This is a genomic window from Leucobacter sp. OLIS6, assembly GCF_002752355.1.
GTDB lineage: Bacteria > Actinomycetota > Actinomycetes > Actinomycetales > Microbacteriaceae > Leucobacter.
Genome location: NZ_MRAV01000013.1, coordinates 60374 through 86327 on the forward strand (window position 1 = coordinate 60374; position 25954 = coordinate 86327).

At 71.0% G+C, this 25954-nt stretch carries 18 protein-coding genes and 1 tRNA gene; 15 read left to right on the forward strand and 4 right to left on the reverse strand.

Translation table 11 applies throughout. From position 1 onward, the window contains the following. Window positions 1–51: 51 nt before the first annotated feature. The 3 genes from BMH31_RS09780 to BMH31_RS09790 all read left to right on the forward strand — a co-directional run bounded on the left by BMH31_RS09780 (window position 52) and on the right by BMH31_RS09790 (window position 4962). Entirely contained in the window at window positions 52–363 is a 312-nt protein-coding gene (locus BMH31_RS09780; RefSeq protein WP_099724163.1) for a WhiB family transcriptional regulator, read from the forward strand. 106 nt (window positions 364–469) lie between these two features. Then, window positions 470–3565, forward strand: coding sequence for a glycosyltransferase (locus BMH31_RS09785; RefSeq protein WP_241898228.1), 3096 nt, complete (start codon window positions 470–472; stop codon window positions 3563–3565). Next, window positions 3562–4962, forward strand: coding sequence for a DUF5719 family protein (locus tag BMH31_RS09790; RefSeq protein ID WP_099724162.1), 1401 nt, complete (start codon window positions 3562–3564; stop codon window positions 4960–4962). Before BMH31_RS09785 ends, BMH31_RS09790 begins: the two co-directional genes overlap by 4 nt. Here BMH31_RS09790 and BMH31_RS09795 read toward each other — a convergent pair. After that, on the reverse strand, window positions 4952–5251 hold the full coding sequence (locus BMH31_RS09795) for a DUF3499 family protein (protein WP_099724161.1): 300 nt from the start codon (window positions 5249–5251) through the stop codon (window positions 4952–4954). The genes BMH31_RS09790 and BMH31_RS09795 overlap by 11 nt on opposite strands. Before the next feature lie 50 nt (window positions 5252–5301). On the opposite strand from BMH31_RS09795, the gene BMH31_RS09800 reads away from it, so the two are divergent. The 10 genes from BMH31_RS09800 (at window position 5302) to BMH31_RS09845 (ending at window position 16999) form a co-directional block, all read left to right on the forward strand. Next, on the forward strand, window positions 5302–5769 hold the full coding sequence (locus BMH31_RS09800) for a hypothetical protein (protein WP_099724160.1): 468 nt from the start codon (window positions 5302–5304) through the stop codon (window positions 5767–5769). 107 nt (window positions 5770–5876) lie between these two features. Next, a complete protein-coding gene (gene mtrA / locus BMH31_RS09805) occupies window positions 5877–6560 on the forward strand; it encodes an MtrAB system response regulator MtrA (RefSeq protein ID WP_046454071.1) in 684 nt (227 codons plus the stop codon). 9 nt (window positions 6561–6569) lie between these two features. After that, complete coding sequence (gene mtrB, locus BMH31_RS09810) at window positions 6570–8279, forward strand: MtrAB system histidine kinase MtrB (protein WP_099724159.1); 1710 nt, start codon at window positions 6570–6572, stop codon at window positions 8277–8279. After that, entirely contained in the window at window positions 8276–9964 is a 1689-nt protein-coding gene (locus BMH31_RS09815; protein ID WP_099724158.1) for an LpqB family beta-propeller domain-containing protein, read from the forward strand. The genes mtrB and BMH31_RS09815 overlap by 4 nt, the downstream gene beginning before the upstream one ends. Before the next feature lie 115 nt (window positions 9965–10079). Beyond that, window positions 10080–10886 (forward strand): phosphoribosyltransferase family protein, encoded by an 807-nt coding sequence (locus BMH31_RS09820; protein WP_099724157.1) that lies wholly within the window; start codon window positions 10080–10082, stop codon window positions 10884–10886. 19 nt (window positions 10887–10905) lie between these two features. Then, entirely contained in the window at window positions 10906–11547 is a 642-nt protein-coding gene (gene raiA / locus BMH31_RS09825; protein WP_099724156.1) for a ribosome-associated translation inhibitor RaiA, read from the forward strand. 171 nt (window positions 11548–11718) lie between these two features. Continuing rightward, on the forward strand, window positions 11719–14439 hold the full coding sequence (gene secA, locus BMH31_RS09830) for a preprotein translocase subunit SecA (RefSeq protein ID WP_099724155.1): 2721 nt from the start codon (window positions 11719–11721) through the stop codon (window positions 14437–14439). Between the two features lie 58 nt (window positions 14440–14497). Continuing rightward, entirely contained in the window at window positions 14498–15451 is a 954-nt protein-coding gene (locus BMH31_RS09835; protein WP_099724154.1) for a thioredoxin domain-containing protein, read from the forward strand. A 63-nt stretch (window positions 15452–15514) separates the two neighbouring features. Next, a tRNA-Thr gene (locus tag BMH31_RS09840) sits at window positions 15515–15590 on the forward strand. Between the two features lie 452 nt (window positions 15591–16042). Beyond that, window positions 16043–16999 (forward strand): DMT family transporter, encoded by a 957-nt coding sequence (locus BMH31_RS09845; RefSeq protein ID WP_241898229.1) that lies wholly within the window; start codon window positions 16043–16045, stop codon window positions 16997–16999. Between the two features lie 24 nt (window positions 17000–17023). Here BMH31_RS09845 and msrB read toward each other — a convergent pair whose 3' ends face one another. Further along, window positions 17024–17458, reverse strand: a complete 435-nt coding sequence (msrB, locus tag BMH31_RS09850) for a peptide-methionine (R)-S-oxide reductase MsrB (protein ID WP_099724153.1) — start codon at window positions 17456–17458, stop codon at window positions 17024–17026. Window positions 17459–17738: 280 nt separating this feature from the next. Here msrB and BMH31_RS09860 point away from each other — a divergent pair, with 280 nt between their 5' ends. After that, window positions 17739–22997, forward strand: a complete 5259-nt coding sequence (locus BMH31_RS09860; protein ID WP_099747361.1) for an HtaA domain-containing protein — start codon at window positions 17739–17741, stop codon at window positions 22995–22997. A gap of 47 nt (window positions 22998–23044) precedes the next feature. Then, on the forward strand, window positions 23045–23947 hold the full coding sequence (locus tag BMH31_RS09865) for an HtaA domain-containing protein (protein WP_099724151.1): 903 nt from the start codon (window positions 23045–23047) through the stop codon (window positions 23945–23947). Window positions 23948–23979: 32 nt separating this feature from the next. Here BMH31_RS09865 and nagA read toward each other — a convergent pair whose 3' ends face one another. Beyond that, entirely contained in the window at window positions 23980–25128 is a 1149-nt protein-coding gene (nagA, locus tag BMH31_RS09870; protein ID WP_099724150.1) for an N-acetylglucosamine-6-phosphate deacetylase, read from the reverse strand. A gap of 10 nt (window positions 25129–25138) precedes the next feature. Beyond that, on the reverse strand, window positions 25139–25945 hold the full coding sequence (locus tag BMH31_RS09875) for a DeoR/GlpR family DNA-binding transcription regulator (RefSeq protein WP_099724149.1): 807 nt from the start codon (window positions 25943–25945) through the stop codon (window positions 25139–25141). Window positions 25946–25954: the final 9 nt, after the last annotated feature.

Sequence of the window (25954 nt, forward strand, 5' to 3'; positions counted from 1 at the left end):
ATTCGAGGCGTCGGTTGACGCGACGGTTTTCGGGAAGGGAGAGAAGCACAGATGTCTGATACCTCCCCCACCTCGGTTCCGGGTAACTGGTTCGTCGACCCCGTATTCCTCGGGGTTCCCGGCGTCCGCCCCTCCGAGGACGAAACTCTCGCCTGGCAGTCGGATGCGCTCTGCGCGCAGACCGACCCCGAAGCGTTCTTCCCCGAGAAGGGCGGATCGACCCGCGAGGCCAAGCGCATCTGCGAAAGCTGCGAAGTGCGCTCCGAGTGCCTCGACTACGCGCTCGCCAACGACGAGCGCTTCGGCATCTGGGGCGGGCTCTCCGAGCGCGAACGTCGCCGCCTCCGTCGCGAAGCCATCTAGCCTTCCCGCGCTCGCCACCGGATCCGGCCGCTCCTCCCTGTGAGCTCGCCGCTCACCGGCATGGCGGATCGTCGCGGGCCCCATGCCCGCCTAGGCTGATTCCGATATGCGCACCAGAGTGACCGCCATCCTGGTCGCCCGGCAGGGCGGCGAATGGCTTGACCAGACCATTGCGGGGCTCGCCGCGCAGACGCGCCGACCCGACCGCGTCATCGCGGTCAGCAACGGGGGGTCCGAGCGCGTCGCGGGCCAGCTCGCCTCCGCGGGACCCGAGCGGGTCGTGACCACCACCGGTCAGCTGTCCTTCGGCCAGGCCGTGCAGCGCGCGATCGACACGCTGCCGGAGCCCGCGGGCGACGACGAGTGGTTCTGGCTGCTCAGCGAGGACTCCGCTCCCGAGCCCGCCGCGCTCGAGCGGGTGCTGTCGACGGTGCAGCGCGCGCCCTCGGTCGCCATCGCGGGCCCCAAGCTCGTCGACTGGGATCACCCCGAACGCATCATCGAGCTCGGGCAGAGCCTCACCCGCAGCGGGTCCCGCTGGATGCTCCGGCGTCAGGAACTCGATCAGCAGCAGTACGATCACCTGCAGGACGTGCTGGGCGTCGGCCCCGTCGGCATGCTGGCACGACGGGACGCGTGGGCCGAGCTCGGCGGCTTCGACCCGGCGCTTCCCGTCTTCGACGACGGCCTCGACTTCAGCGTACGCGCCCGCCTCGCGGGGTACCGCGTCGTGGTGTCGCCCGAGTCCCGGATCCGATTCGCGCAGAGCGGTGTCGCAGGCCCCCGGATCGACCGTCGCCGTTCCGTGATGCGCACGGCCCACCGGCAGGCGCGCACCGCGCACCTGCACCGGCGGATCGCCTACGCGCCCGGATTCCTCGCCTTCGTCATGTGGCTCGGGCTCCCGCTGCTCGGCATCGCGCGCGTGTTCTGGGCGCTGATCCGCGAGCAGCCCGGTCAGATGCTCGGCGAGTTCGCCGCGGCCTTCACCGTCTTCTTCCGCCCGGGCGCGATCCTGGCGTCGCGACGCAGGATCCGCGCGGCGAGCAGCGCGGGCTGGGCCGCGGTGCGGCCGCTCCGCATCGACCCGAAGGCGGTGCGCACCGCACGCATGATCGACCGGGAGGCGATCCTCGCCTCCCAGGGACGCCAGCGCCGCGAGCTGCACTTCATCTCGAGCGGCGGGCTCACCGTGCTCATCGTCTCGGTGTTCGCGGCCGTCGCGCTCTGCTGGTGGACGCTCAGCCGCACCAGCCTGGTCGGCGGCGCGCTCGCGCCGCTGAGCCCCATCGGCGAGCTCTGGCGGAACACCTTCATGCACGAGGGCGTGCCGGCCGATCCCTTCGCGTGGGTGCTCGCCGTGCTCGGCAGCCTGACCTTCTGGAACCCCTCGCACATCGTGGTGCTCATGTTCATCGCCGCGATCCCGCTCTCGGCGCTCGGCGGTTGGGTCTGGGGCGCGCAGCTCACCGAATCCCGCGCCGGACGCGTGCTCCTCGGCCTCGGCTGGGCGCTCAGCCCCGTGCTGCTCGGCTCGCTCTCCTCCGGCCGCCTGCCGACCCTGATCCTCGCGGTGGCGCTGCCCTGGCTGCTGCTCGCGGCCTCCCGGTGCCGGGAATCGTGGAGCTGGGCCGGGACCGCCTCGCTCCTGGCGGCGGTGGTGCTCGCCTGCGCGCCCGTGCTCATCCCCGCGGCGCTGCTGCTGCTGATCGTCGGACTCTGCACTTCGCTGCGCGGGATCGCCCGGGTCCTCTCGACCGCGATCGCACCGGTCGTGCTCTTCGCGCCGAAGGCGATCGCCGCTTTCGCAGCAGGCCGCCCGATCGACCTGCTGCTCGATCCCGGGATCACCCCGGCCTATCAGCCGGGCAACACCTGGCACCTCATGCTCGGATTCCCGGCGTTCGGCCTCGAAGGCTGGTCGGGCATCTTCGACGCGATGGGGCTCGGGGGCGCGCCGGCGACCCTGCTCGTCGGCGTGCTGCTCGCCCCGATCGCGCTGCTCGCCGTACTGGGACTTCTCACGGGACGCATCGCGGTCACGCTGCTGCTCGCGCTGGCCGGCGCCCTGGGGTTCCTCACCGCGATCGGTGCGGCGCAGCTGCACCTGCTGGTCGAGGGGCCCGACAGCGTGGCGCTCTGGACCGGATCCGGGGTCGCCCTCTACTGGCTCTCGGTCCTGGGCCTCGCGGCGGTGGGCTGCAGCGTGCTGCGTCGCGCCGCCGGTCCGCTCGTCGCCGTCGCGCTCGTCGCGGCGCTGCTGGCCGTCGCTCCGCTCGCCGTCCGACTCGTGACCGACCAGACCGGGCTCCGCTCGGCCGACGCGCAGATGCCGGCCATCGTGCAGGCCGCGGGCGCCACCGACCCCGAGATCCGCACGCTCGTGCTCACCGCGACCGGACCCCAAGAGGTCCGCGCCGAGCTCGTCACCGGAACGGGCGTGCGGCTCGACCAGGTCCGCACCGCGGAGCGCGCTCCGAGCCTGACCGCCGAGGACCGCGTCCTCGGTCGCCTCGTCGGAGGGCTCGCCAGCACGGGCGGCCCCGATCTGCGCGGAGATTTCGCGAAGGAGCGCATCGGCTTCGTGCTGCTCGCCGCGGGCGGCGACGACGGCGAGCGCGGCCTGCTGCAGTCGGCGTTCGACCAGCAGACCACGCTCTCGAGCGCGGGTCAGACGGCGCACGGACTGCTCTGGCGGGTCGAGGGCCAGGCCGCCTCGGACGGCGGCGATTCGCACTCCGACGGCAAGCTCACGGGCACCTCGCTGAGCGCGACCACCATCTGGTGGGCGCAGGCGATCGTGCTGCTGGCGATGCTGCTGCTCGCTCTGCCGACCGGTGAGGTGGTCGACCGCCCCGAGCGCCGCAAGAAGCCCAAGCGCCGCCGCGGGGACGAGCCCGGGACCGGGCCGAGCCTCGCCGTGACGCCCGAGGCGAGCGCTCCCGAGCCGGCGGAGGCTCCGGATCCCGGCGTCGATGCGATGCCCGAGATCCAGCCGCCGGTGCAGCCGGAGCCGGATTCCGCGCCGGAGCCGGTACCCGTGTCCGAGCCTGAGCCTGCGCCTGCGGCGGAATCGGCTCCCGGGACCGAGCCGGATCCTGAGCCGGAGACCGGGCCCTCGGACGATCCCGAGCCCGCTGCGGCGGTCGGCGCGGAGGCGGACGCGGAACACGAAGACGGACCCGAGGAGCAGAAGCGATGAACAACGCCCAGCGCGCCCTGCGCGGCGGACTCCGCGCGGCGACCGGTCTGATCGTGCTCGGCGCTGCGGCGGCGGGTACCGTGCTCGTCACCTCCGCGTCGCTCCCCACGGTGCGAAACGCTCCGCTCTCCGTCACCGCGAGCACGCAGGCGGACGCCGTGCGCTCGATCGTGTGCGCGGGATCGTTCGCCGAGCTCGGCGCGAACCCGCGGACCCCCGATGCCGCGGTCCCGACCGGCACCGCCGCCGTGACGCAGGTCGGTTCGACGGACGAGAAATCCGAACTGAAGCGCGACGTGCCCGGCGGCACGGCCCCCATGGTGCTGCGCGCGTCGGGCGCCAACCCGCTGGGAGCCGCGCAGACCCAGACGCTCGACACCGCCACGCTGCGCGGCCTCACCGCGACCGCGTGCGTCGAGCCGGCCAACGAGCAGTGGCTCGTCGGCGGGTCGACGGCGCTCGGGTCGAGTTCGACGGTCACCGTCGGCAACCCGAACACGGTTCCCGCCACCGTCAAGTTCAGCCTGTTCGATACCGCGGGCGAGGTCGCCTCGTCGCAGACCGTGGGCGTGCTGGTGCCGCCCGGCGCCGAGCGCACGGTCGCCCTCAACGGCTTCGCGCCCGGCCGGGACGGCCTTGCGGTCCGGGTGGAGAGCACCGGCGCTTCGGTGACCGCGGCGCTCGGGCTCTCCCAGACCGAGCAGCTCTCGCCCAAGGTCGCCGACATCGAGACTCGGCAGCTCGCACCGAGCACCCGGCTCGTGATCCCCGGGCCGACGAACATCTCGGGCGAGGACATGCACGGCGACGGCGACGGCGGCAGCGCGGGGGACTCCTCCGGCATGGTCGTGCGCGTCCTCGCCCCCGGACGCGACGGCGGCACCGCGACCGTCCGCGCGCTTCGTCCCAAGGGCGGAGCGGTCGAGCTCGGGACGGTCAAGCTGAAGGCCGGTGCGCTCGGGCAGCTGAAGGTCGCCAAGTGGCCGGCGGACGCGACCGCAGTGGTCGTCACCTCGGACGTTCCGGTGGTCGGCGGGGTGCTGGGCACCGCTTCGGCCGGGGGATTCTCGGACGGCGGCTGGTTCGCGCCGGCCCCAGAGGTCGCCGCCGGAACCACGGTCGCGGTTCCGATCGTCGCCGACGGGCAGCTCGTCATCGCGAACGACGGCGATTCGACGGCCACCGTGTCGCTCGGTCAGGGAGACGGCAAGCAGACCTCGACGGTCTCGGTTCCCGCCGGAGCCGCGGTGATCGCGCGGGCGCCGAAGAACGCCCAGCTGATCAGCGATCAGCCGGTGTCCGCCGGAGTCCGCGTGGTGAAGGGCTCGGGGATCGCGGGCTACCCGATCATGCCCGGCGAGGTGCGGGCGCGCACGATCACGGTCTTCACCGACTGAGCTCCTGCGGCTCGCGTCCGGGATCGTGACGCACGAGCGTCCAGCCCGCGGGCGGGGAGAGGCGGTCCCGGTGCCTGGCGCAGAGATCGAGCGCGGGAGGTGTGCGCTCAGGGCTCAGCGGACCGACGGCCATGACGCTGCCGCTGTAATCGGCCGTCAGCGTCGCGACCGCGGGCGCGCCGCATGCGACGCGTGCGCAGAGCCGGTCGCCCGGGCCGGGCTCGCGCGACGGGGTACCGCCTTCGGTGTTCGAATCGGGGGTCTCTTCGCTGGGAGCTGCGCTACTCATCGTCTCCAGCGTAGGCTCGGATCCTCGGAACGGTGGCCTAGACTGGCGGCATGTTCGGGCGCTCACGATCCGGCCGGGAGCGGCCTTCTCAGCCGGTCCCGGTGCGGGGCTCTGCCGCGGGCCGCCACCGCCACGGCCGCCGCCCCATCCGGTCGTCCCTGACCGGCCCCTCGCTCCCAGACCCCGACGCGCGGGTCGTCCGCTTCGAGATCGATGCGCGCGCCGCCCTCGAGGTGCTGCAGGCCGCGTTCCCCGACGAGCTCCGAGGCGTGCGCTTCGCCTACGCCACCGCTCCGAGCGGCCAGGGCGACAGCGAGCATCCCCAGTTCTACGCGATCGATCGGCGAGCCCGGTCCATCGTGCTGTTCCGCATGCCGATCCAGCGCGCGCGGGGCCTGCACATCGACGACGAGGAGCACCGCGCACTGTTCGTCGGGCGCTGCGTCTACCTCGCCGTGTGCGAATACCTGGGGCAGGATCCGTGGGATCTGCTGCCCGGCCGCTTCGAACATTTCTGATCCGGCCCTCAGCGGGGCGGGCCCGGGGGGCCCGGTTTCCGGACACCGGCACGGATTCCTCGGGAGATATCGGCGAAACCGCATCGCCGACCAGACATAATGGGTGCATGAGCGCGCGGATTCTGGTGGTTGACGACGACAGGTCGCTGGCTGAGATGCTCGGCATGGTGCTCGAAGGTGAGGGATTCCTCACCGACCACTCCGCCGACGGTTCCGAAGCCCTCGAAGCCTTCCGGGTCTCGCGACCGGACCTCGTGCTCCTCGACGTCATGCTGCCCGGCATCGACGGCATCGAGGTGTGCGCGCGGATCCGTGCGGAGTCCGGCGTCCCCATCATCATGCTCACGGCCCGCACCGACACGACCGATGTGGTGCGCGGCCTGGAGGCCGGGGCCGACGACTACGTCGTGAAGCCGTTCAACCCGGCGGAGCTGATCGCCCGCATCCGCGCCCGCCTCCGCGAACCGCAGCAGGAGGCGAACGAGCGTCTGCGCATCGGAGACCTCGACATCGACGTCGCCGCCCACGAGGTGCGTCGCGGCGAGACCGTGATCCCGCTGACCCCGCTCGAGTTCGATCTGCTCGTCATCCTGGCGCGCAAGCCCCAGCAGGTGTTCACCCGCGAGGTGCTGCTCGAGAAGGTGTGGGGCTACCAGTACAAGGCGGACACGCGACTGGTCAACGTGCACGTGCAGCGTCTGCGCGCCAAGATCGAGCAGGATCCCGATCGCCCCGCGATCGTGACCACCGTGCGCGGCGTGGGGTACCGCGCCGGCATCTCCGACGCCTAGCGGGTCGACATGGCGGGAGGACGCACAGCGCTCGGGCGGTGGCTGCGACGCGCGCGCATCCGCTGGATCCGGGCCAGCCAGCCGGTGCTCGGGCCGTTCCGCGCCCGCTGGCGCCGGTCGCTCCGCTTGCGCACCATGACCTACACGGGTCTCATCACGGGCGTCATGATCCTGATCTCGGGGACCTACATCCTGGCGAGCATCGGCGACGACCTCTATTCCTCGCGGCGCGATCAGGTGCTGCAGGACGCCGCGCGGGCGACGCTCGCCGCGCAGAGCCAGCTCGACGGATCCGACGCCGCCGACCGGAGCGCCCTCTCGTCGCTGGCCAACTCGGTGCGCGCCACGGTGGGCGACACCACCTCGAGCCAGATGATCTACGTCCGGCGGCAGCCGCACCAGACGCCCCTGGCGGACGCGCCGCTCGACAGCAACACCTCGCCCGACCTCGTCAACGCGATCACCGCGGAGCTCTCGGACGCGGTGATGTCGCGCAACCAGCCCCAGTACTGGCAAGCGGTCACGCTGCACTCGGCCAGCGGGGAGCCGGTGCCCGGCATCGTGGTCGCGTCGACGCTGACCTTCCCGTCGGGCACGGGCAACTACGACCTCTTCATCGGGTACAGCCTCGCCGATACGCAGCGCACGCTCGGGTTCATCCAGCGCACGCTCGTGCTGACCGCACTGATCCTGATGCTGCTCATCGGCGCGCTCGTCTGGATCATCGCCCGCATCGTGTTCCGACCGATCCGCGCCGCAGCCGATGTGAGCCGCCGCCTCGCATCGGGCGAGAGCCGAGCACGAATGCCGCTGCAGAACGACGAGCACTTCGACGAGCTGTCGGCGAACTTCAACGACATGGCCGACACGCTGCAGGCCCGCATCGACGAACTCGACCAGGTGTCCGAGATGCAGCAGCGTTTCGTCTCGGACGTCTCGCACGAGCTCCGCACTCCGCTCACGACGATCCGGCTCGCCAGCGAGGTGCTGCAGGCGCCGACCGCGGCGCCCGACGGGCCGGAGCTCACGGGTTCGCAGCAGCGCGCGCTCGAGGTGCTGGGAAACCAGGTCGAGCGCTTCGAGCAGCTGCTCGGCGACCTGCTCGAGATCTCGCGCTACGACGCCGGGCGCATCACCATCGAGACCGAGCCGACGAACCTCGTGTCGCTCACCCGCGAGGTCGTCGACGGCCTGCAGTCCCTCTCGCACGGACTCATCGAGGTCCGCGCGATCGGTGGCTACAGCCCGATCGAGGTCGACCCGCGGCGCATCCGGCGGATCGTGTCGAACCTCGTGGGCAACGCGATCGAGCACGGCGAGCGGAAGGCGATCGTGGTCACGATCGATTCCAACGCGGCGGCTGTCGCGATCTCGGTGCGCGACTGGGGCATCGGGATGAACACCGAGGATGTGGCGCACGCGTTCGACCGCTTCTGGCGCGCGGACCCCTCGCGCAAGCGCACGCTCGGCGGAACCGGCCTCGGCCTGGCGATCGCCCGGGAGGACGCCGCGGTGCACGGCGGGTTGCTGGAGGCGTGGTCGCGACCCGGTGAGGGATCGAACTTCCGGCTCACCCTGCCGAGGCGCGAGGGGACGGCGAGCTTCGTGTCGCCGATCCCGCTCGTGCCCGACGACGTGGTGCCCGACGCCGGCGACCCCCAAGCCACCGGGGGCTGGTTGCGGAGGCCGAAGCGACGCGTGAAGAAGGAGGGGCGATGACGGGGCGGATCCGGAACGTCGGGCGCATGGTCGGAATCGCGGCGATCGCCGCGAGCGCGCTGCTGCTCGCGGCCTGCAACGCGATCCCTCAGTCGGGGCCGGTCAACGTCGGTCTCTCGGACCTGACGAAGGGCGATCAGCTGGTCTCGTATTCTCCGCCGGGACCGGCGAAGGGCGCGAGCCAGAAGGACGTCGTGATCGGCTTCGTCAACGCCGCCTCGTCGAGTCAGGACGACTACCGGGTGGCGCGCGAATTCCTCACGCCCGAGTACTCCAGTCAGTGGGATCCTTCCACGGGGGTGTTCGTCTACGAGGGCGCCCGGCCCTACCGTTCCGAGGAGGACGACGTCGCCGTGCTCTCGCTGCCGGGTATCGCGACCGTCGATGAGCGCGGCGTGCTCACTCCGTCGCGACCGGGTGCGACGAGCGACGTGCGCTTCGAACTCGCCAAGGTCGACGGGCAGTGGCGCATCGCCTCCGCTCCGGCGGGCGTGATCCTCGACCGCAACGTGTTCCGGACGGTGTGGGCGCCGCGCGATATCTCGTTCCTCTCACCCGACGACCGGCTCATCACCGAGACCCGGTGGTTCCTGAACGGTCCGGGCATGGCGACCCAGGTCGTGAACGCGCTGCTCGGCGGTCCGTCGGAGGAACTGCGCGGGGCGATCCGCACGGCCTTCCCGGAGGGAACCGGCCTCGTCGCGAACTCGGTCACCGTGCTCGACGGCACGGCGAAGATCGACCTGACGGGTCAGGCCGCCTCCGCGGACCACGGCGCCCGCCAGCTGATCCTCCGCCAGCTCGCCGCGAGCCTGCAGTCGGTGCAGGGGGTGAACCGTTTCGACCTCTCGATCAACGGCTCGCTGATCGAGAGCTCCGCCGTGGGCTGGAGCGACGGGGGCACCCCGACCGCCGATCCGCGCAACACGCTCGTGCTGTCCCACGGAACCTTCGGCAGTCTGCTGGCGGGCAAGGTCGAGGCGCTGCCGAAACTCGGATCGCGTATCGCCGAGCTGCGTCCCGACGCGGTCACGGTCGCAGTCGACCGCAGCTCGGCCGTGGTGCGGTCCGGCGGAACTCTGACCTGGACGGACGGCGCTCAGGAGATCGAGATCCCGACGTCCGGTTCGCAGCCGCTCGACCCGTCGATCGACCGCTTCGGCTACGTCTGGAGCAGCGCGAAGGGGGTCGGAGGATCGATCATCGCGGTCAAGCCGGGCGAGGACCCGATCACCCTCGCCGTGCCCTGGGCCGCCGGGCTGCGGCCGGTCGGGATCCGGATCTCGCCCGACGGGGTCCGGCTCGCGATGCTGCTGGCCGACGGCGACGGCAGCACGGTGCGGGTCAGCGGGATCGTTCGCGACGCCCACGGGAAGCCGAGCGCGATCACCGCGCAGGGGCCCGAGCAGATGTGGGCCACCGGTGCACCCCTCGACCTGGATTGGAGCGACGCGCAGCACTTCGCGGTGCTGACGCGGGTCGGCGAGGCCGGGAAGGTGACGATCGGTGCGCCGAGGCAGTTCTCCGCCGAGTCCGGATCGGTCGCCGGCGCGACCCGGTTGAGCGGCGGCGGCAGCAAGGCGTTCCTGCGCGTGCTCAACGCGGACGGGCGGCTCTTCGCCGGTCAGGGGATCGGTTGGCAGCCGCAGTTCGAGGACGTGCAGGTGCTCGCGAAGGTCGGCTGAACCCGGACCTCGGGGTCGTCCTCCACCGCGTGCGCGGACGCGTGTTCTGTCCGGATCCCGATCGCGCGCTGCGTGCGGTGGGAAGCAGGCGTCCCCCGAGCGGAACGCTGGGCGCATGACCTCAGAATTCTCCGTCCGCGCACGATGGAACGCGCTCCTCTCCGACCTGCTCGCACTGCTCTGGCCGGGCAGCTGCGTCGCCTGCGGCGCACCCGATCGCGTGTGCTGCGAGCCCTGCCTTGCGGAGATCCGCGGACGGGACGGCGAAGCTCCGCGACCGCTCGAACGTCGGCTCCCGCGCCCGGAGCGAACGGCGCTCGAACTGCGCGCCGCCGGGCGCTACGACGGTGCCCTCCGCGCCGGGCTCGTCGCCTACAAGCACGCGGGCCGGGTCGGCCTCGCGAAACCGCTCGGTGCCCGGCTCGGCCCGGTGCTCGGCGCGGCGATCGCGGCGGCTCCCGAACCGCCGCTCGTCGTGGCGGTGCCCTCGCGACCGGCGCGCGTGCGGGAACGCGGGATCCGGCACCTCGAACCCGTCATCCGCACCGCGCTCCGGCGGTGCCCGCCTCGTGGCGGGACCGGGCTCGCGCTGCGGGCGCTCCGTACCACGCGCGGACGGCGCAGCCAGGTGGGGCTCGATCGCGCAGCGCGGCGGTGCAATGCGGCACTGGTCAGGGTTCGGCGGTCCCATGCGGGGCGCGTCCGGGGCCGGGCGGTCGTGCTCGTCGACGACGTCTGCACCAGCGGAGCCACGCTCTCGGCGGCCGCCGAAGCGCTCGAACGGGCGGGCGCCCGACCGGTTTCCGCGGTTTCGATCTGCGTTGTCGAAGAGAACGCTGAACCGGGTGGCAGCGGGGCCCGCGGAAGCGGTAGGGTGCCTGAAAGGCGTAACGGTGCGCCAGGCAGAAGGCCACCCGCCTGATCCCTTTACGGAGGTCACCATGGACGTGAACATCCACGGACGCAACGTCGGCATCACCGACCGGTTCGAATCCTATGTGGGCGCGAAGACGGAGAAGGTGGCCGGTCTGCTTCCGAAGGCGAGGTCCTTCGAAGTGCGGGTATCGCGGCTCAGCGACCGAAGTCCGCAGCACGGGGATCGCGTCGAGGTGACGATTCACGGTCCCGGCCCGATCATCCGGGCCGAGTCGGCCGCAGCCGACAAGTACTCCGCCTTCGACATCGCCTACGGGCGGGTGCTCGAGCGCATCCGTCGGGTGAAGGACCGCCGCAAGGTCCACCGCGGCAGCGGTCGCGTCTCGCTCGGCGAGGCCGCCGCGAACGATTTCCAGTCGGTCGATCTCACCCCCGCACCGCTCGAGGTCATCGAAGCGGTGGCGACCGGATCCGTGCCCGTCGTCACCGACGGCACGAGCGGTGAAGAGGCGTACTCGCCCGTGGTCATCCGATCCAAGGAGTTCCCGGCGGAGCACCTCAGCATCGAGGACGCGGTCGATCAGATGGAGCTCGTGGGTCACGACTTCTTCCTCTTCATCGAGCACGGCTCGCAGAAGCCGAGCGTGGTCTACCGGCGCAAGGGCTGGAACTACGGCGTGATCCACCTGGTGGACGAAGCAGACTGACGCACGACGGGGCGGGGCGGGGCGGTCGACTCTCGGGTCGGCCGCCCCGCCCCGTCTTCACAGGAACCCGCAGGCGACCTCTCAGCGCCCTTGCTAAGCTGAGTGAGTTGTCACAATTCGGCAACGGAAGCGGCGCGGGCGACCGGGCCACACCCCCACAGGAGACAACACGTGGCGACTGTCCTTGACCGGATCCTTCGCGTAGGCGAAGGCCGCACCCTGAAGAAGCTCGAGCGCATCGCGAAGACGGTCGCCGGGCTCGAGGAGTCGTTCGCGGCGCTCACCGACGAGGAGCTGCGCGGCGAGACCGAGGAGTTCCGCGCCCGGCTCGAGAAGGGCGAGACGCTCGACGACCTGCTGCCCGAGGCGTTCGCCGCGGTCCGCGAGGCGGCGAAGCGCACCATCGGGCTCAACCCGTTCCCCGTGCAGATCATGGGCGGCGCCAATCTCCACCTCGGCAACATCTCCGAGATGAAGACGGGCGAGGGCAAGACCCTCGTCGCGACCATGCCCGCCTACCTCAACGCCCTCGCGGGCAAGGGCGTGCACATCGTCACCGTCAACGACTACCTGGCGACCTACCAGAGCGACCTCATGGGCCGCGTCTTCCGCGCCCTCGGCATGACCACGGGCTGCATCGTCGCAGGCCAGGATCCGACCGAGCGCCGTAAGCAGTACGACGCCGACATCACCTACGGCACGAACAACGAGTTCGGCTTCGACTACCTGCGCGACAACATGGCCTCGACCTCCGAGGAGCGCGTCCAGCGCGGGCACTTCTTCGCCATCATCGACGAGGTCGACTCGATCCTCATCGACGAGGCCCGCACCCCGCTGATCATCTCGGGCCCCGCATCGGGTGAGGCGAACCGCTGGTTCGCCGAGTTCGCGCGGCTCGCGAAGCGCCTGAAGCCCGAGGTCGACTACGAAGTCGACGAGAAGAAGCGCACCGTCGGCGTGCTCGAGCCCGGCATCGAGAAGGTCGAGGACTACCTCGGCATCACCAACCTGTACGAGTCGGTCAACACCCCGCTCATCTCGTTCCTCAACAACGCGATCAAGGCCAACGCCCTGTTCACCCGCGACAAGGACTACGTCGTGCTGAACGGCGAAGTGCTCATCGTCGACGAGCACACCGGCCGCATCCTCGCCGGTCGCCGCTACAACGAGGGCATGCACCAGGCCATCGAGGCGAAGGAAGGGGTGCAGGTCAAGGCCGAGAACCAGATGCTCGCGACCGTCACCCTGCAGAACTACTTCCGCCTCTACGACAAGCTCTCGGGCATGACCGGTACCGCCGAGACCGAGGCGGGCGAGTTCTACTCGACCTACCAGCTCGGCGTGGTCCCCATCCCCACCAACAAGCCGCTGCTCCGCAAGGATCAGCCCGACCTCGTCTACAAGAACGAAGAGGCGAAGTTCGCCCAGGTCGTCGAAGACATCGCCGAGCGCCACGAGAAGGGCCAGCCCGTCCTCGTCGGCACCACCAGCGTCGAGAAGAGCGAGTACCTCTCGCGCCTCCTCGCGAAGGCCGGCGTCCGGCACGAGGTGCTGAACGCGAAGAACCACGGCCGGGAAGCCGCGATCATCGCGCAGGCCGGCCGCCTCGGCGCCGTCACCGTCGCCACCAACATGGCCGGTCGAGGCACCGACATCATGCTCGGCGGCAACGCCGAGTTCCTCGCCGTGCAGGAGATGACCGCGCGCGGCCTCTCCACCGACGAGGACCCCGACGGCTACGAAGCGGCCTGGGGCGACGTGTTCGCCGCGGTCAAGGAGGCCGTCGCAGCCGAGGCCGCGAAGGTGACCGAAGCCGGCGGGCTCTACGTGCTCGGCACCGAGCGCCACGAATCGCGGCGCATCGATAACCAGCTGCGCGGCCGCTCCGGCCGACAGGGCGATCCCGGCGAGAGCCGCTTCTACCTGTCGCTCACCGACGACCTGATGCGCCTGTTCAACTCCGGCGCCGCCGCGGCGCTCATGAACCGCTCAAGCTTCCCCGACGACCTCGCGATCGAATCGAAGGTCGTCACCCGCGCCATCCAGAGCGCGCAGAGCCAGGTCGAGCAGCGCAACTCCGAGATCCGCAAGAACGTCCTCAAGTACGACGACGTCCTCGACCGCCAGCGCAAGGCGATCTACACGGACCGTGCGCAGATCCTCGACGGCGAAGACATCGAGAACCGCATCGACGTGTTCCGCGAGCAGGTCATCGACGCGATCCTCGACTCTCACGGCACCGGCGACGAGTGGAACCTCGACGCGCTCTGGAACGATCTCAAGCAGATCTACCCCGTCGCCATCACCGTCGACGAGGTGCAGGCCGAGACCGGCGGACGCCGTGTCGACCGCGCCTTCCTGCGCCGCGAGATCCTCTCCGACGCCGAGGTCGCCTACGAGAAGCGCGAAGAGGCCCTCGGCGAGGAGGCGATGCGCGAGCTCGAGCGCCGTGTCGTGCTCTCGACCGTCGACCGCCGCTGGCGCGACCACCTCTACGAGATGGAATACCTCAAGGAGGGCATCGGCCTCCGCGCCATGGCGCAGCGCGACCCGCTCGTCGAGTACCAGCGCGAGGGCTACACCCTCTTCCAGAGCACCATGGGGCAGATCAAAGAAGAGTCCCTCGGGCTCCTCTACAACCTCGAAGTGCAGGTCCGTCCGGCCGAAGGGCCCCAGGACCACGTCCACCTCGAAGGCGGCGGACTCGAAACGCCCCAGACGACCGACGAGTCGCAGCTCAGCTACTCCGCGCCCAGCGAGAGCGGCGAGACCGAGGTGCACGGCGCCGGTGCCGACGAAGCGGATGCCCCGCAGCAGCGCGGCGCCTTCGGCCAGCCGGTCAACAGCTCGGCGCCCGTGAACCGCGCCCAGCGCCGCGCGAAGAAGAAGTAGACACGAGATCCATGATCGGCGACCACCCCGGAACGCCGGCTGAAACCTGGAGACGGTAATGGCAGACGACGCACGATCGCGCCCGACCAAGAACGAACGCCGACAGGCGGCCCGCGAGCAGGCCCGCCAGGCCCGCGAAGCGGAGAAGAAGCGCGAGAAGCGCAACCGGCTCTTCCTGCAGGGCGGCATCGTCGTCGGCGTCGTCGCGATCCTCGCGATCATCGGTCTCGTCATTACGACCGCGAACGCGCCCGCCGGCCCCGGGCCCAAGAACATGGCCTCCGGCGGCGTCACCTTCATCAAGGACCTCAAGGTGAAGGAAACCCCCGCGCTGGCGGCCGGCGCCGAGCGCAAGGCGCCCGAGGTCGACTGGAGCAAGTCGCCCGTCGACGTCACGGTCTACGCCGACTACATGTGCCCCGCCTGCGGCGCGTTCGAGCAGACCTACGGCACCATGCTCGAGAACTACGTCGGCTCCGGCGACATCACCCTGCGCATCTACCCGCTGAACTTCCTCGACAACGCGTCGCAGGGCACCAAGTACTCCACCCGCGCGGCAAACATGTTCAGCTGCGTCGTGCAGGAGCAGCCCGACGTCGCGTTCAAGCTGCACAACCTCCTCCTCAGCAAGGACGAGCAGCCGCAGGAGGGCACCCCGGGCCTCACCGACACGCAGCTCCTCGACGTCGCCAAGAAGGCCGGCGTGAAGGTCGACGACACCCTGAAGAACTGCGTCCAGGACGGCACCTTCAAGAAGTTCATCGACCAGAACACCAAGCAGGTGCTCGAGAACCAGATCCTCGGCCTCGCCAAGGGCGCCCAGCTCGTCGCCAACCCGCAGACCGGCGAACTGCAGAAGGCCGGCGATCCGCAGCGCCTCAAGAGCACCCCGACCGTCATCATCAACGGCAAGCAGTGGGTGCCGCAGCGCGACGGCGAACTCGAGCCTTACATCCTCAAGCTGAAGGCCGAGCTCGACGCCAACGCGGCGGACAGCGCCAAGAAGCAGTAGCCGTTAGGCTCGAGGGGTGCCCCGAACGGGGCGCCCCTCAGGCGGTCCCACGGGCCGCCGCATGCCGCCTTAGCTCATCTGGTAGAGCAGCGCCCTTGTAAAGCGCAGGTGGTCGGTTCGAGTCCGACAGGCGGCTCCAGTAAGAAACGCGCCAGCGTTTCGTCGCAGAGCCGCGGCGCCCACGGGCGCCGGCCACGGAGCGAAGCGAGGGCCGGGCTCCATACGTTGCTCTCCCGGGTGCCGGCGGCGGTGCAGTTCCGTGCGCCGATCCATCCGCGGTCCTCGTGAACGCTGGCGCGTTCGCGAGGACCGCTCCCGCCAAACCCGCCAGGCGCACGGAACACACCGGCGCACCGGAAACCCGGGCGCTGCGGGGGCTCCTTCCGTGGCGCGCGTCGGGCGATCCCGGGGGGAGGCACTCGCGATGATGCGCTGCGAGTGGCGGCAAACCGCTGGAACAGCGGGCGATTCGAGTGTTTTGCCGCCACTCGATGGAGACCCTGTGCGCGGACGCGCTCGCCCGCGCGCACGCCCGCCCGCGCCCACGCGCACGCACCAGGCGCCCGGCACGGCGAAGGCTAGAGTGGGCGGGTGACGCAGACGAACTCGCGATTCCCCGTGTGGGCGGCCCTCCTCGGCTCCGGGCTCGCCGGCATGCTCGTGGCCGTGCAGTCGCGCGTCAACGGCGGCCTCAGCCGCGAGATCGACAACGGCTTCCTCGCGGCACTCGTCTCCTTCGGCTCCGGTCTCGTCATCATCGGCGTCGTGCTGCTCTGCACGCCGTCCGCCCGCCGAGGCCTCACGCAGGTCGCCCGCACCGTGCGTGCGGGGGAGCTGCCCGTGTGGGGCCTGCTCGGCGGCACCTGCGGCGGCTTCTTCGTCCTCAGCCAGGGCCTCGTCGCGCCCGCGCTCGGCCTCGCCCTGTTCACTGTCGGCATCGTCGCCGGGCAGATCAGCGGCGGACTCGTGATGGACCGGGTCGGGCTCGGACCCGGCGGACGCGTCGATCCGACTGCGGCGCGCGTCATCGGCACCGTGCTCGCGATCGTCGCGGTCGTGTTCACCGTGTGGGCGGATCTGCGGCCCGGCTCGCCCATCTGGCTCGTCGTGGTGCCCGTCGTCGCCGGGGTCGGTATGGCCTGGCAGTCCGCCGTCAACGGACTCGTTCGGTCCGCCGCTCACAGCGCCATCACGGCGACGTTCATCAACTTCGTCACCGGTACCACGATGCTCGGGATCGCCGCCGCGATATCGCTCGCGGTGCGCGGCTGGCCCGCGCACTGGCCGAGCGAGCCGTGGTTCTACATCGGCGGCGTCATCGGCACCCTGTTCATCGCGGTCGCCGCGGTGCTCGTGCGGACCGCGGGCGTGCTGCTGCTGAGCATGTCGAACGTGGCCGGGCAGCTGATCGCGTCGGTGGCGCTCGAAGCCGGGCTGCCGCTCGCGAACGGCGTTACGCCCGGCCTCATCGCGGGTGCCGCGGTCGCGCTCATCGCCGTGGCCGTGGCGGCGTCGAACATCGGGAACCGGCGACGGCCCCGGCCCTGAGCCCCGTCAGTGCCCGGGCTCCGATCAGGCCTGCGGCTTGGCGCCCGCCTCGAAGTCGAGGGCGAGGCTGTTCATGCAGTAGCGGTCGCCGGTCGGCGTGCCGAATCCGTCCGGGAACACGTGGCCGAGGTGCGATCCGCACGCTGCGCAGCGCACCTCGGTGCGCACCATGCCGAGGCTGTGATCCTCGAGCAGTTCGACGGCCTCGGGGCGGACGCTCTCGTAGAAGCTCGGCCAGCCGCACCCGGAATCGAATTTGGTGCCCGCGACGAACAGCTCGTTGCCGCAGGCCCGGCAGCGGTAGAGCCCGTCGCGGTGCTCGTCGAGCAGTTCGCCGGTCCCGGCGCGCTCGGTCGCGGCCTGGCGCAAGATCGCGTACTCCTCGGGGGAGAGCTGCTCGCGCCACTCGGCGTCGCTGCGCTGCACCCGGTAGTCGCCTGAGGTCTCGGACTCGCCCATTCTCGCTCTCCCGTTCGCTGGTGAGTCCCCATTCTACGGTTCGGATCCGAGGGGGAGGAGGGTGCGGAGAGGCGCTGCGAGCGAACACGCCGAAGCCTGGGAAATGCCCCGGGCTTGCAACATCTGATGTTATTCATCAGACTAGAGGGGTAGTTAGGTGAGGGTAACCTCACTTCGATCCGATGTTGGATCCGCGTGGCGCTCGTCGCCCGGTTCCGCCGGGCGTGATCTCAGGGGATTTCGAGCGCCATGCGTCCATCCCCGACCGAAGGACACAGTCATGTCTGCCTCCACCCCCGTCCCGGTTCGCCACCGGTTGCGCAGCGTCGTCTCCGCGACGCTCGCCGGCGCGCTGATCGCGAGCGGTGCGCTGCTCGGATCCACGGCGGCATACGCCGAGACCGGGGAGGCGCCGGCTCCGGCGACTCCCGCGGCGGAGCAGCCCGCGGAGCAGACGCCCGCCACCGAGCCCGCGGCGGAGCCGACCGTCCCCACGGAATCGCCGGCCGCGACGCCCGCGGCTCCCTCGGCGCCGAAGACCGAGGCGAAGGCTGCGCCGCAGCAGGCGCCCGCCGCGGCAGAGCCCGCCGCAACCGGTTCGATCACCACCAGCGTGACCGGGACCAGCGCGGCAGACGGGCTCCGGCTCGCGGTGACCGGCACCGGCCTGCCCGACGGGCAGGTCTATGCGGGGCTCATCGAACGCGGGCGCGAGGCCGACGTCTCGAGCGGTGGCGGCTACGCCGCCTTCGCGCAGCCGTTCCCGACGGTCGCGAGCGGTGAGACCAGTTTCGCGCTGACGGCGCCGGTCGCGAACCTCGACCGTTCGAAGCAGTACGAGGTGCTCGTCTGGAAGCTGCACTCGCAGCCCGACGCCAGCACGATCCTCGCCCGCGCGAACGTGGACCTGACTCCGGCGCAGTGGAATGATCTGATCCCCGCCACTCCGCAGGTGATCGTGTCGCAGACGACCGGTCTGGATCCCGGGCAGACCACCGAGGTGACCGTGCGCGGCACCGGTTTCTTCCCGCACGCTCCCGAGACCAGCGGTACGCGTCCGCCGCTCGCCGGCAAGTTCACCGGTGTGTACGTCGCCTTCGGTTCGTACGCGCAGGCGTGGCAGCCCTCCACCGGCGCCGCGGCAGCGACCCGGTCGAACGTGGACCAGAAGTGGGCTGTGCCCGCCGAGAGCATGGGCGCCATCGGCGGTGCTGCCGCGGGTGCGATCGAGCTCACAGCCGACGGCACGTTCGAGACCGTGCTGAAGGTCTCGAAGAACGACGCCAAAGCGATCACCGACGGCTCGTGGGGCGTCGTCACGTACCCGGGCGGCGGGGCGAAGTACGCGCCGTTCGAAACGCTGACGCCCGTGACCTTCGCGGCCCCGACGCCCAAGGTCACCGTGTCGCAGACGACCGGCCTGGATCCCGAGCAGACCACCGAGGTGACCGTGCGCGGCACCGGCTTCACGCCGCGCGAGCCCGACACCACCGGTAAGCGTCCGCCGCTCGCAGGGAAGTTCTCGGGGACCTACGTCGTGTTCGGCTCCTTCGCCGAGAAGTGGCAGCCGTCCGCCGGTGCCGCGGCAGCGACCCGCAAGGCGTTCGATCAGAAGTGGGCCGTGCCCGCCGAGAGCATGGGCACCATCGGCGGTGCTGCCGCGGGTGCGATCGAGCTCAAGGCCGATGGCACGTTCGAGACGACGCTGAAGGTGTCGAAGGACGACGCCAAGGCCATCGAGGGCGGCACCTACGGCGTCGCGACATACTCGGGCAGCGGCGCGACCGCGGCCGCGTTCGAGACGTTCACCCCCGTGGCGTTCGTCGCTCCGAAGGCGACCGTCGCGTCGGCCGTGAAGGACGCCTCCGAGACCGGCCTCACCGTCGACGTCGCGATCGGCCGCATCGCGCTGCAGAGCGCTGACGCCGGCGTGTACGCCGCCCTCATCGAGCGCGGCACCGAGGGCTCGCTCTCGAGCGACAACATGGGAGCGGCCGTCGCATACGTGACCAAGGCGCGCATCGTCGACGGCGCGGCCACGGCCACTCTCGTGGCCCCCGCCGCGAAGCTGGATCGCAGCACGCAGTACGAGGTGCTGGTCTGGCGCGCCCACGGCAACGCCACCCCGGACCGGATCCTCGGCCGTGGCGACGTGACCGTGAGCGAAGCGCAGTGGAACGCGGTGTTCCCGGAGAAGGCATCGGGTACCGCCAAGGTGACCTCCGCCACCGTCGACGGGCTCGGCATCGATGTCGCGCTGGCGCATCTCGACCCGACGGCACTGCCGAACGGCGTCTACGCCGGACTGATCGAGCGGGGCACTGCGGACTCCGCCACCATGGCGACCGTCGCGGGCGCGAAGTGGATCCGTTCCATCCCGGCATCGGGCGAAGCCGCGCAGGCGCTCGCGATCGACGCCGCGAAGCTGGATCGCAGCAAGCAGTACGACGTGCTCGTCTGGAAGGGGCACACGAACCCCTCTCCCGAGACGAACGTCCTGGTGATCCCCGTCACCGTCTCCGCGGACCAGTGGAACGCGGTGTTCCCGGTCAAGGCTCCGAAGCTGACCGTCACCCCCTCGACCGGTCTGCGCGACGGCGACACCGTGACCGTGACCGGTGAGGGCTACGACCCGCAGAAGCCGATCTACGTCACGCTCTGCACCGACATCCCGCTCGAGCAGCTGACCTTCGACTTCATCAACGCCGGATGCACGAAGGGCGCGAAGGCCGTCGGCGGCAAGTACGGTGCCCCGTTCGGCGCCGACGGATCCTTCACGGTGCAGATGCAGGTCTCGCCCAAGGAGGGTTCGACCGCGGTCTACACGATCGCCGACCACACCGCGCGTGACGACCGCTCGCAGGACGCCAAGGCGGTGCTCCAGTTCACCTCCGACCCGGTCTCGCCGACGGCGGGCGCGAAGGTGTCGAACGCCGGCAAGGACGGCCTCGCGGTCGACTTCGCAGGAACCGGTCTCACCCCCGACGTCGCGCCGCTGGGCGTCTACATCGCCGTCGTCGAGACGGGAACCGCTCCCGGGACCAACTCGGACACCACCGCGGCATACGCCTACGTCCCGGCTCAGCAGATCGTCGAGGGCGCACTGGCGAAGCAGCTGGTCGTGCCGCCGTCGCGCCTCGACCGCGCCAAGGGCTACGAAGCCGTCGTCTGGAAGGCCCACGGCGAGGCGACTCCCGAGTCGACCTTCGCGCGTCAGGCGCTCACCGTGACCGACGCGCAGTGGAACGCGATCTTCCCGGATCCGATCGCGGCGAAGGTGACCCCGACCGTCACCGCCGCGACGGCGAAGGGGCTGACGATCGACGCCGCCGCGACCGGGCTGAGCCTCCAGGCGGGCGATGCCGGTGCGTACTTCGCGCTCATCGAGCGCGGCACCGCGGGCGATCTCACCAGCGACAACATGGGCGTGGCCGCGAGCTTCGTGCCCGCACAGCTCATCGTGAACGGTGCGGCGAAGGCGACGCTCGAGGCCGATACGGCCAAACTGGACCGGACGAAGCAGTACGAGGTGCTCGTCTGGCGTGCGCACGGCAACCCGACCGCCGACCGCATCCTGGGCAGCGGCGATGTCACCGTGACCGACGCGCAGTGGGATGCGGTCTTCCCCGCGGATCCCGCGCCCAAGGCTTCGGCGAAGGTGGCGAAGGCCGACACCTCGGGGCTCCAGGTCGCGTTCACCGGAACCGGCTTCACCGGGAAGCAGGCCCCTGCAGGCGTGTACGTCGCGGTCGTCGAGGCCGGGTCCGAACCCGAGCAGGGCGAGAAGAGCACGCTCGCGGCCGAGTACATCACTCCTCAGAACCTGGCCGGTGGAGCGCTCGCGAAGACCGTCTCGCTGACCAAGGCCCAGCTCGACCGCTCGAAGAACTACGAAGCCGTCGTCTGGCGGGCGCACGGCCCGGCGACGCCGAGCAGCACCTTCCTGCGCGAGAAGCTCGCGGTGTCCGAGGATCAGTGGAATGTCGTGTTCCCCACCAAGGCGGCCACCGGCAGCCTCGAGTGGGGCGTGCGGAAGGCCTTCCGCGATTATGTGCGCGGGCCGATCGCGAACGGGTCGATCACCCCTAAGGGGGTCGAAATCTTCACGTTCAAGCAGATCGCCGGCGGCACCTGGGACGCGCAGAAGCGCACCGGCACGATCCCGTTCTCGGGCAACGTGAACTTCTCGGGCCACGGCGGTCAGCTCAACCTGAACCTCGCGAACCCGGTCATCGAGGTGCGCGACGCCAAGACCGCACTGCTGCAGGTGAAGCAGAACGGCAAGGCCCTCACCATCGCGACGATCGACCTCGCATCGGCGAAGCAGTCGACGCTCGCGGGCGGCGCGGTGAAGTTCGCGGGCGCGACGGTGACGCTCACCGCAGACGGCGCGAAGGTGTTCTTCCAGGAGTACCTCCAGCAGGACTCGAAGATGGATCCGCTCACCTTCACCGCGGGTGCGGCGTCGGGCGAGAAGCCCGTCACCCCGCCGGTCGTGAAGCCCGTGCCCAAGCCGAAGCCCAAGCCGCAGCCGAAGCCGGCCCCGACGGGCGGCAGCGCGCAGCTCGCGGGCTCGCTGACCTGGGGCGTCTCGACCCCGTTCGCGAACTACGTGACCGGACCGATCGCCAAGGGCGGCATCAGCACCTCGGGCGTCGGCGGCGGTCGCGGCGGCTACGTGTTCCCGCAGGTCACCGGCGGATCCTGGAACCCCAAGACCCAGACCGGCACCGTGCAGTACTCGGGCGTGATCAACTACACCGGTCACAAGGGCGCGCTGAGCGAGAGCGTCGCGAACCCGACGATCCGCGTCACGAGCGCCACCAGCGGCGAGGTGCTCGTCGGCGGCCGCGTGTTCGGCACGCTGAACCTCGCGGCGGCGCAGAAGAGCGTCGGCAAGAACGGCGAGGTCACCTGGTCGGGCGTGCCCGTCTCGGGCGGCTTCAGCTACGGCAGCTACACGCTGGGCGCCGACCCGCTGACCTTCACCGTCGGTTCGGCGAATGGCGCGCGCTTCGGCAGCACCTCCGTCTCGGGCGAGACCCCCAAGCGCACCGCGAAGGACTCGGCTCCGACGAAGAGCGGCATCACGATCCTCACCCCGGCCGACAAACTCGTGCCCGGCGGCGAGATCGAGTTCGAGGCGACCGGCTTCACGCCGGGCGAGCGCGGCATCCTCGTGGTGATGTACTCGAAGCCCGTCGTGCTCGACGAGAACGCCGGCGCGAACGCGCAGGGCACGGTGCGCTGGATCGGCAAGCTGCCGAAGGACCTCACCGGCACCCACACGATCACGCTGCAGGGCAGCGTGGATCGCGGCGCCGTCGTGAAGCTCGGTCAGACGAAGGCCCTGCAGATCGCCGACGCGCAGGTGCTCGACGCCCCGGCTCCGGCCCTCGAGAAGCACCAGGCACCCGCCGTGGTCTCGAGCGAGACGCCCGTCTGGCTCTGGTGGACCGGCGCGATCGCCCTGCTGGTGATCGCCGCGACCCTCGTCGGACTCGTCATCGCGCAGCGTCGCGGTAACGTGGCCCGGTAGCCGGCATCCGCAGCCGACCCGTTCGAACTCTCCGAAAGCAGGATCCCGTGACCCAGTCCTCTCGTCGCCCCCTCGGCCTGCGAGCCGTCCTCGGCGGAACCGTGCTCGCGCTCGGCGCGATGCTCGCGGTCGCACCCGCCGTCGCGCAGCCCGCGCGGGCCGACGACGGCGGACTGACGGCGTGCGCCGTGCAGTCGGCCGAGTTCGGCTGGGGCGTCAAGGAGAGCTTCCGCTCGTACATCAGCGGGAGCATCGCGAACGGCAAGTGGGAGACGAGTGACGGCGCGAGCTACGCGACGCCGCAGTTCCACTGGAAGAACGGCACCGGTTCCGTCGGCACCGACCTCGCGTCGGGCACGGTGAGCTTCACCGGCGCCGTGCACTTCACCGGGCACGACGGCGCATTGCAGTTCGACCTCGCGAACCCCGCGATCGAGTTCTCCGACGGCAGCGCCACTCTGCTGCTGAACATCGGCGCGACCGACACGGCGCAGAGCGGTGCGCCGAAGAGCGCGCAGGTGCGGGCCGGCAAGATCGATACCGCCTCGCTGCAGGCCGACGGCAGCTCCTTCTCGCTGAAGGACGCGAAGGTACGGCTGACCTCCGAGGGCGCGACCGCGTTCAACGGGCAGTACGGCGACTACGTCGCGGGCGACGAGCTCGACCCGATCACCGTCGCCGGAGCGGTCGAGCCGGGTTGCACGCTCTCGGTCGGCGCGACGACGCCGAGCGCGACGCCGACGCCGAGCGCCACTGCTCAGCCGTCGACCAAGGCGGCGCCCGTGGTGCGGACCGAGGCGCAGGTGCCCTGGGTGCCCATCGCCGTCGGCGGCGTCGCGCTCGTCGTGATCGGCATCACCGTCGGCATGCTCGTCGCCGGCCGAGGCAAGAAGGCCGCGCCCGCAGCCGAGCCCGCGACGGACGAGACTCCCGCGGACCCGCAGAGCTGAACCGAGCGCACGCGCGATCGAGGGTGACCCGCCTAGGCGCCGGCGATCCAAGTGCGCGCGACCGCGAGGTCCGCCTCGAGCAGCACCGCGTCCGCGGCGTAGCCGGGATCCAGCCGGCCGAGTTCGGCGCCGAGCCCGAGCGCCGCGGCGGGCACGCGCGTGAGCGCCGAGACGGCGGTCTCGAGCGGTAGCCCGCAGGCCTCGACGGCCTGGCGCAGCGCGGCATCGAGCGTCAGCGTGGATCCCGCGATGGTGCCGCCCTCGGTCAGCCGGGCGACGCCGTCGGTCACCTCGACGGCGAGCGAACCGAGCAGGTAGGCGCCGTCCGGAGCGCCCGCAGCGGCCATCGCGTCGGTGATCATCGCCACACGTCCGGGGACCCCGTGGAACGCGAGGGCGACTACGTCGGGATGCACGTGCACGCCGTCGTTGATCACCTCGAGCGTGACGTGGGGCGATCGCATCGCGGCCGTGACCGGGCCGGGTGCGCGGTGGTGGATCCCGCGCATGCCGTTGAAGGCATGCGTCAGGATCGAGGCTCCCCGATCGAATGCGCGCAGCGCCGTGTCGAAGTCCGCCGAGGTGTGCCCGACGGCGGCGCGCACGCCCGCGCCGACGAGCGCATCGATCGCCTCGCCGGCACCCTCGTGCTCGGGCGCGATGGTCACCTGGCGCAGCATTCCGTCGCCCGCCTCGAGCAGGGCGTCGATCGCCGCGGCGTCGGCCGAGCGCAGCAGCGCGGGATCGTGGGCCCCGCGGAAGTCGTGGTCGAGGAACGGGCCCTCGAGGTGCGCGCCGAGGATCATGGGCTCGTCCGCGGCTGCGGTGCGGATCGCGCGGAGGCGCTCGGCGAGCGCGTCGACTGGGGCGGTGACGAGCGACAGCACGGCGCGGGTGGTGCCGTGCGCGCGGTGCACGGCGAGCGCCTCCGCGATGGCCGTGGGGTCGTCGGCGGCCTCGTCGAACGCGCGCGTGCCGGCGCCGTGGCCGTGCAGGTCGATGAACCCGGGGGCCAGGATCCGCCCGCTCGCGTCGACGACCTCGTCGGCCGAGCGGACCGCATCGCGCCAGCTCCCGCCGGCGCCGCGCGCGGCGACCCGGCCGCTCTCGAAGCGGATCCAGGAATCGGGGGTCCGGACCCCGTCGACGAGTTCGGCGGAGTGGATGACGGTGCTGCCCATGCCTGCCAGCCTAGGCCGCGCGGACATCGGCGCCCGCGACGATCACCGTGTAGCCGCGCTCGCGCAGGGCGTCGAGCTGCTCGGGATCCGCGTCGGCGTCGGTGAGGACGGTGTCGAACACCTCGGGGCCGCCCATGCTCGCGAACGCGGTGCGGCCGAGCTTGCTCGAGTCGAGCACCAGCACGGCGCGCTCAGCGCGCTGCGCCATGAGCCGGTTGACCACGGCCTCTCGCTCGTCGTGGGTGGCTGCGCCGCTGCGCACGTCCAGGGCGTTGGCCCCGACGAACGCGATGCTGAGCGCCACCGAGGCGATGACCTCCTCGGCGAAGCTGCCGACGAGCTCGTAGCTGCGCGGGTGCAGGACACCGCCCGTGACGACCAGCTTGACCTGCGGGCGCGTGGCGAGCTCCGTGGCGATGTTGACCGCGTTCGTCACGACCGTGAGGTTCGGCGTGTGCGACTTCACCATGATGTCGGCGCGCGTGGAGAGCTCCTCGACGATCCGCGTGGTGGTGGTGCCACCCGAGAAGCCGACGACATCGCCGACGCCGACGAGCGCGCTCGCGGCTTCCGCGATCAGCTGCTTGGCGTCGACGCGCTGCAGCCGTTTGTAGCGCAGCGGCAGGTCGTAGGCGACCGAGAGCGCCTGCGCGCCGCCGTGGGTGCGGGTGAGCAGTCCCTGGGATGCGAGGGTGTCGAGGTCGCGGCGGACGGTCGCGGGCGACGCGTCGAGCTCCTCGACGAGGTCGTCGACGCGCAGTTCGCCCTGCTCGGCGAGACCGGCGAGGATCGACTGGAACCGGTCGGAGCGCTTCATGCTGCCATT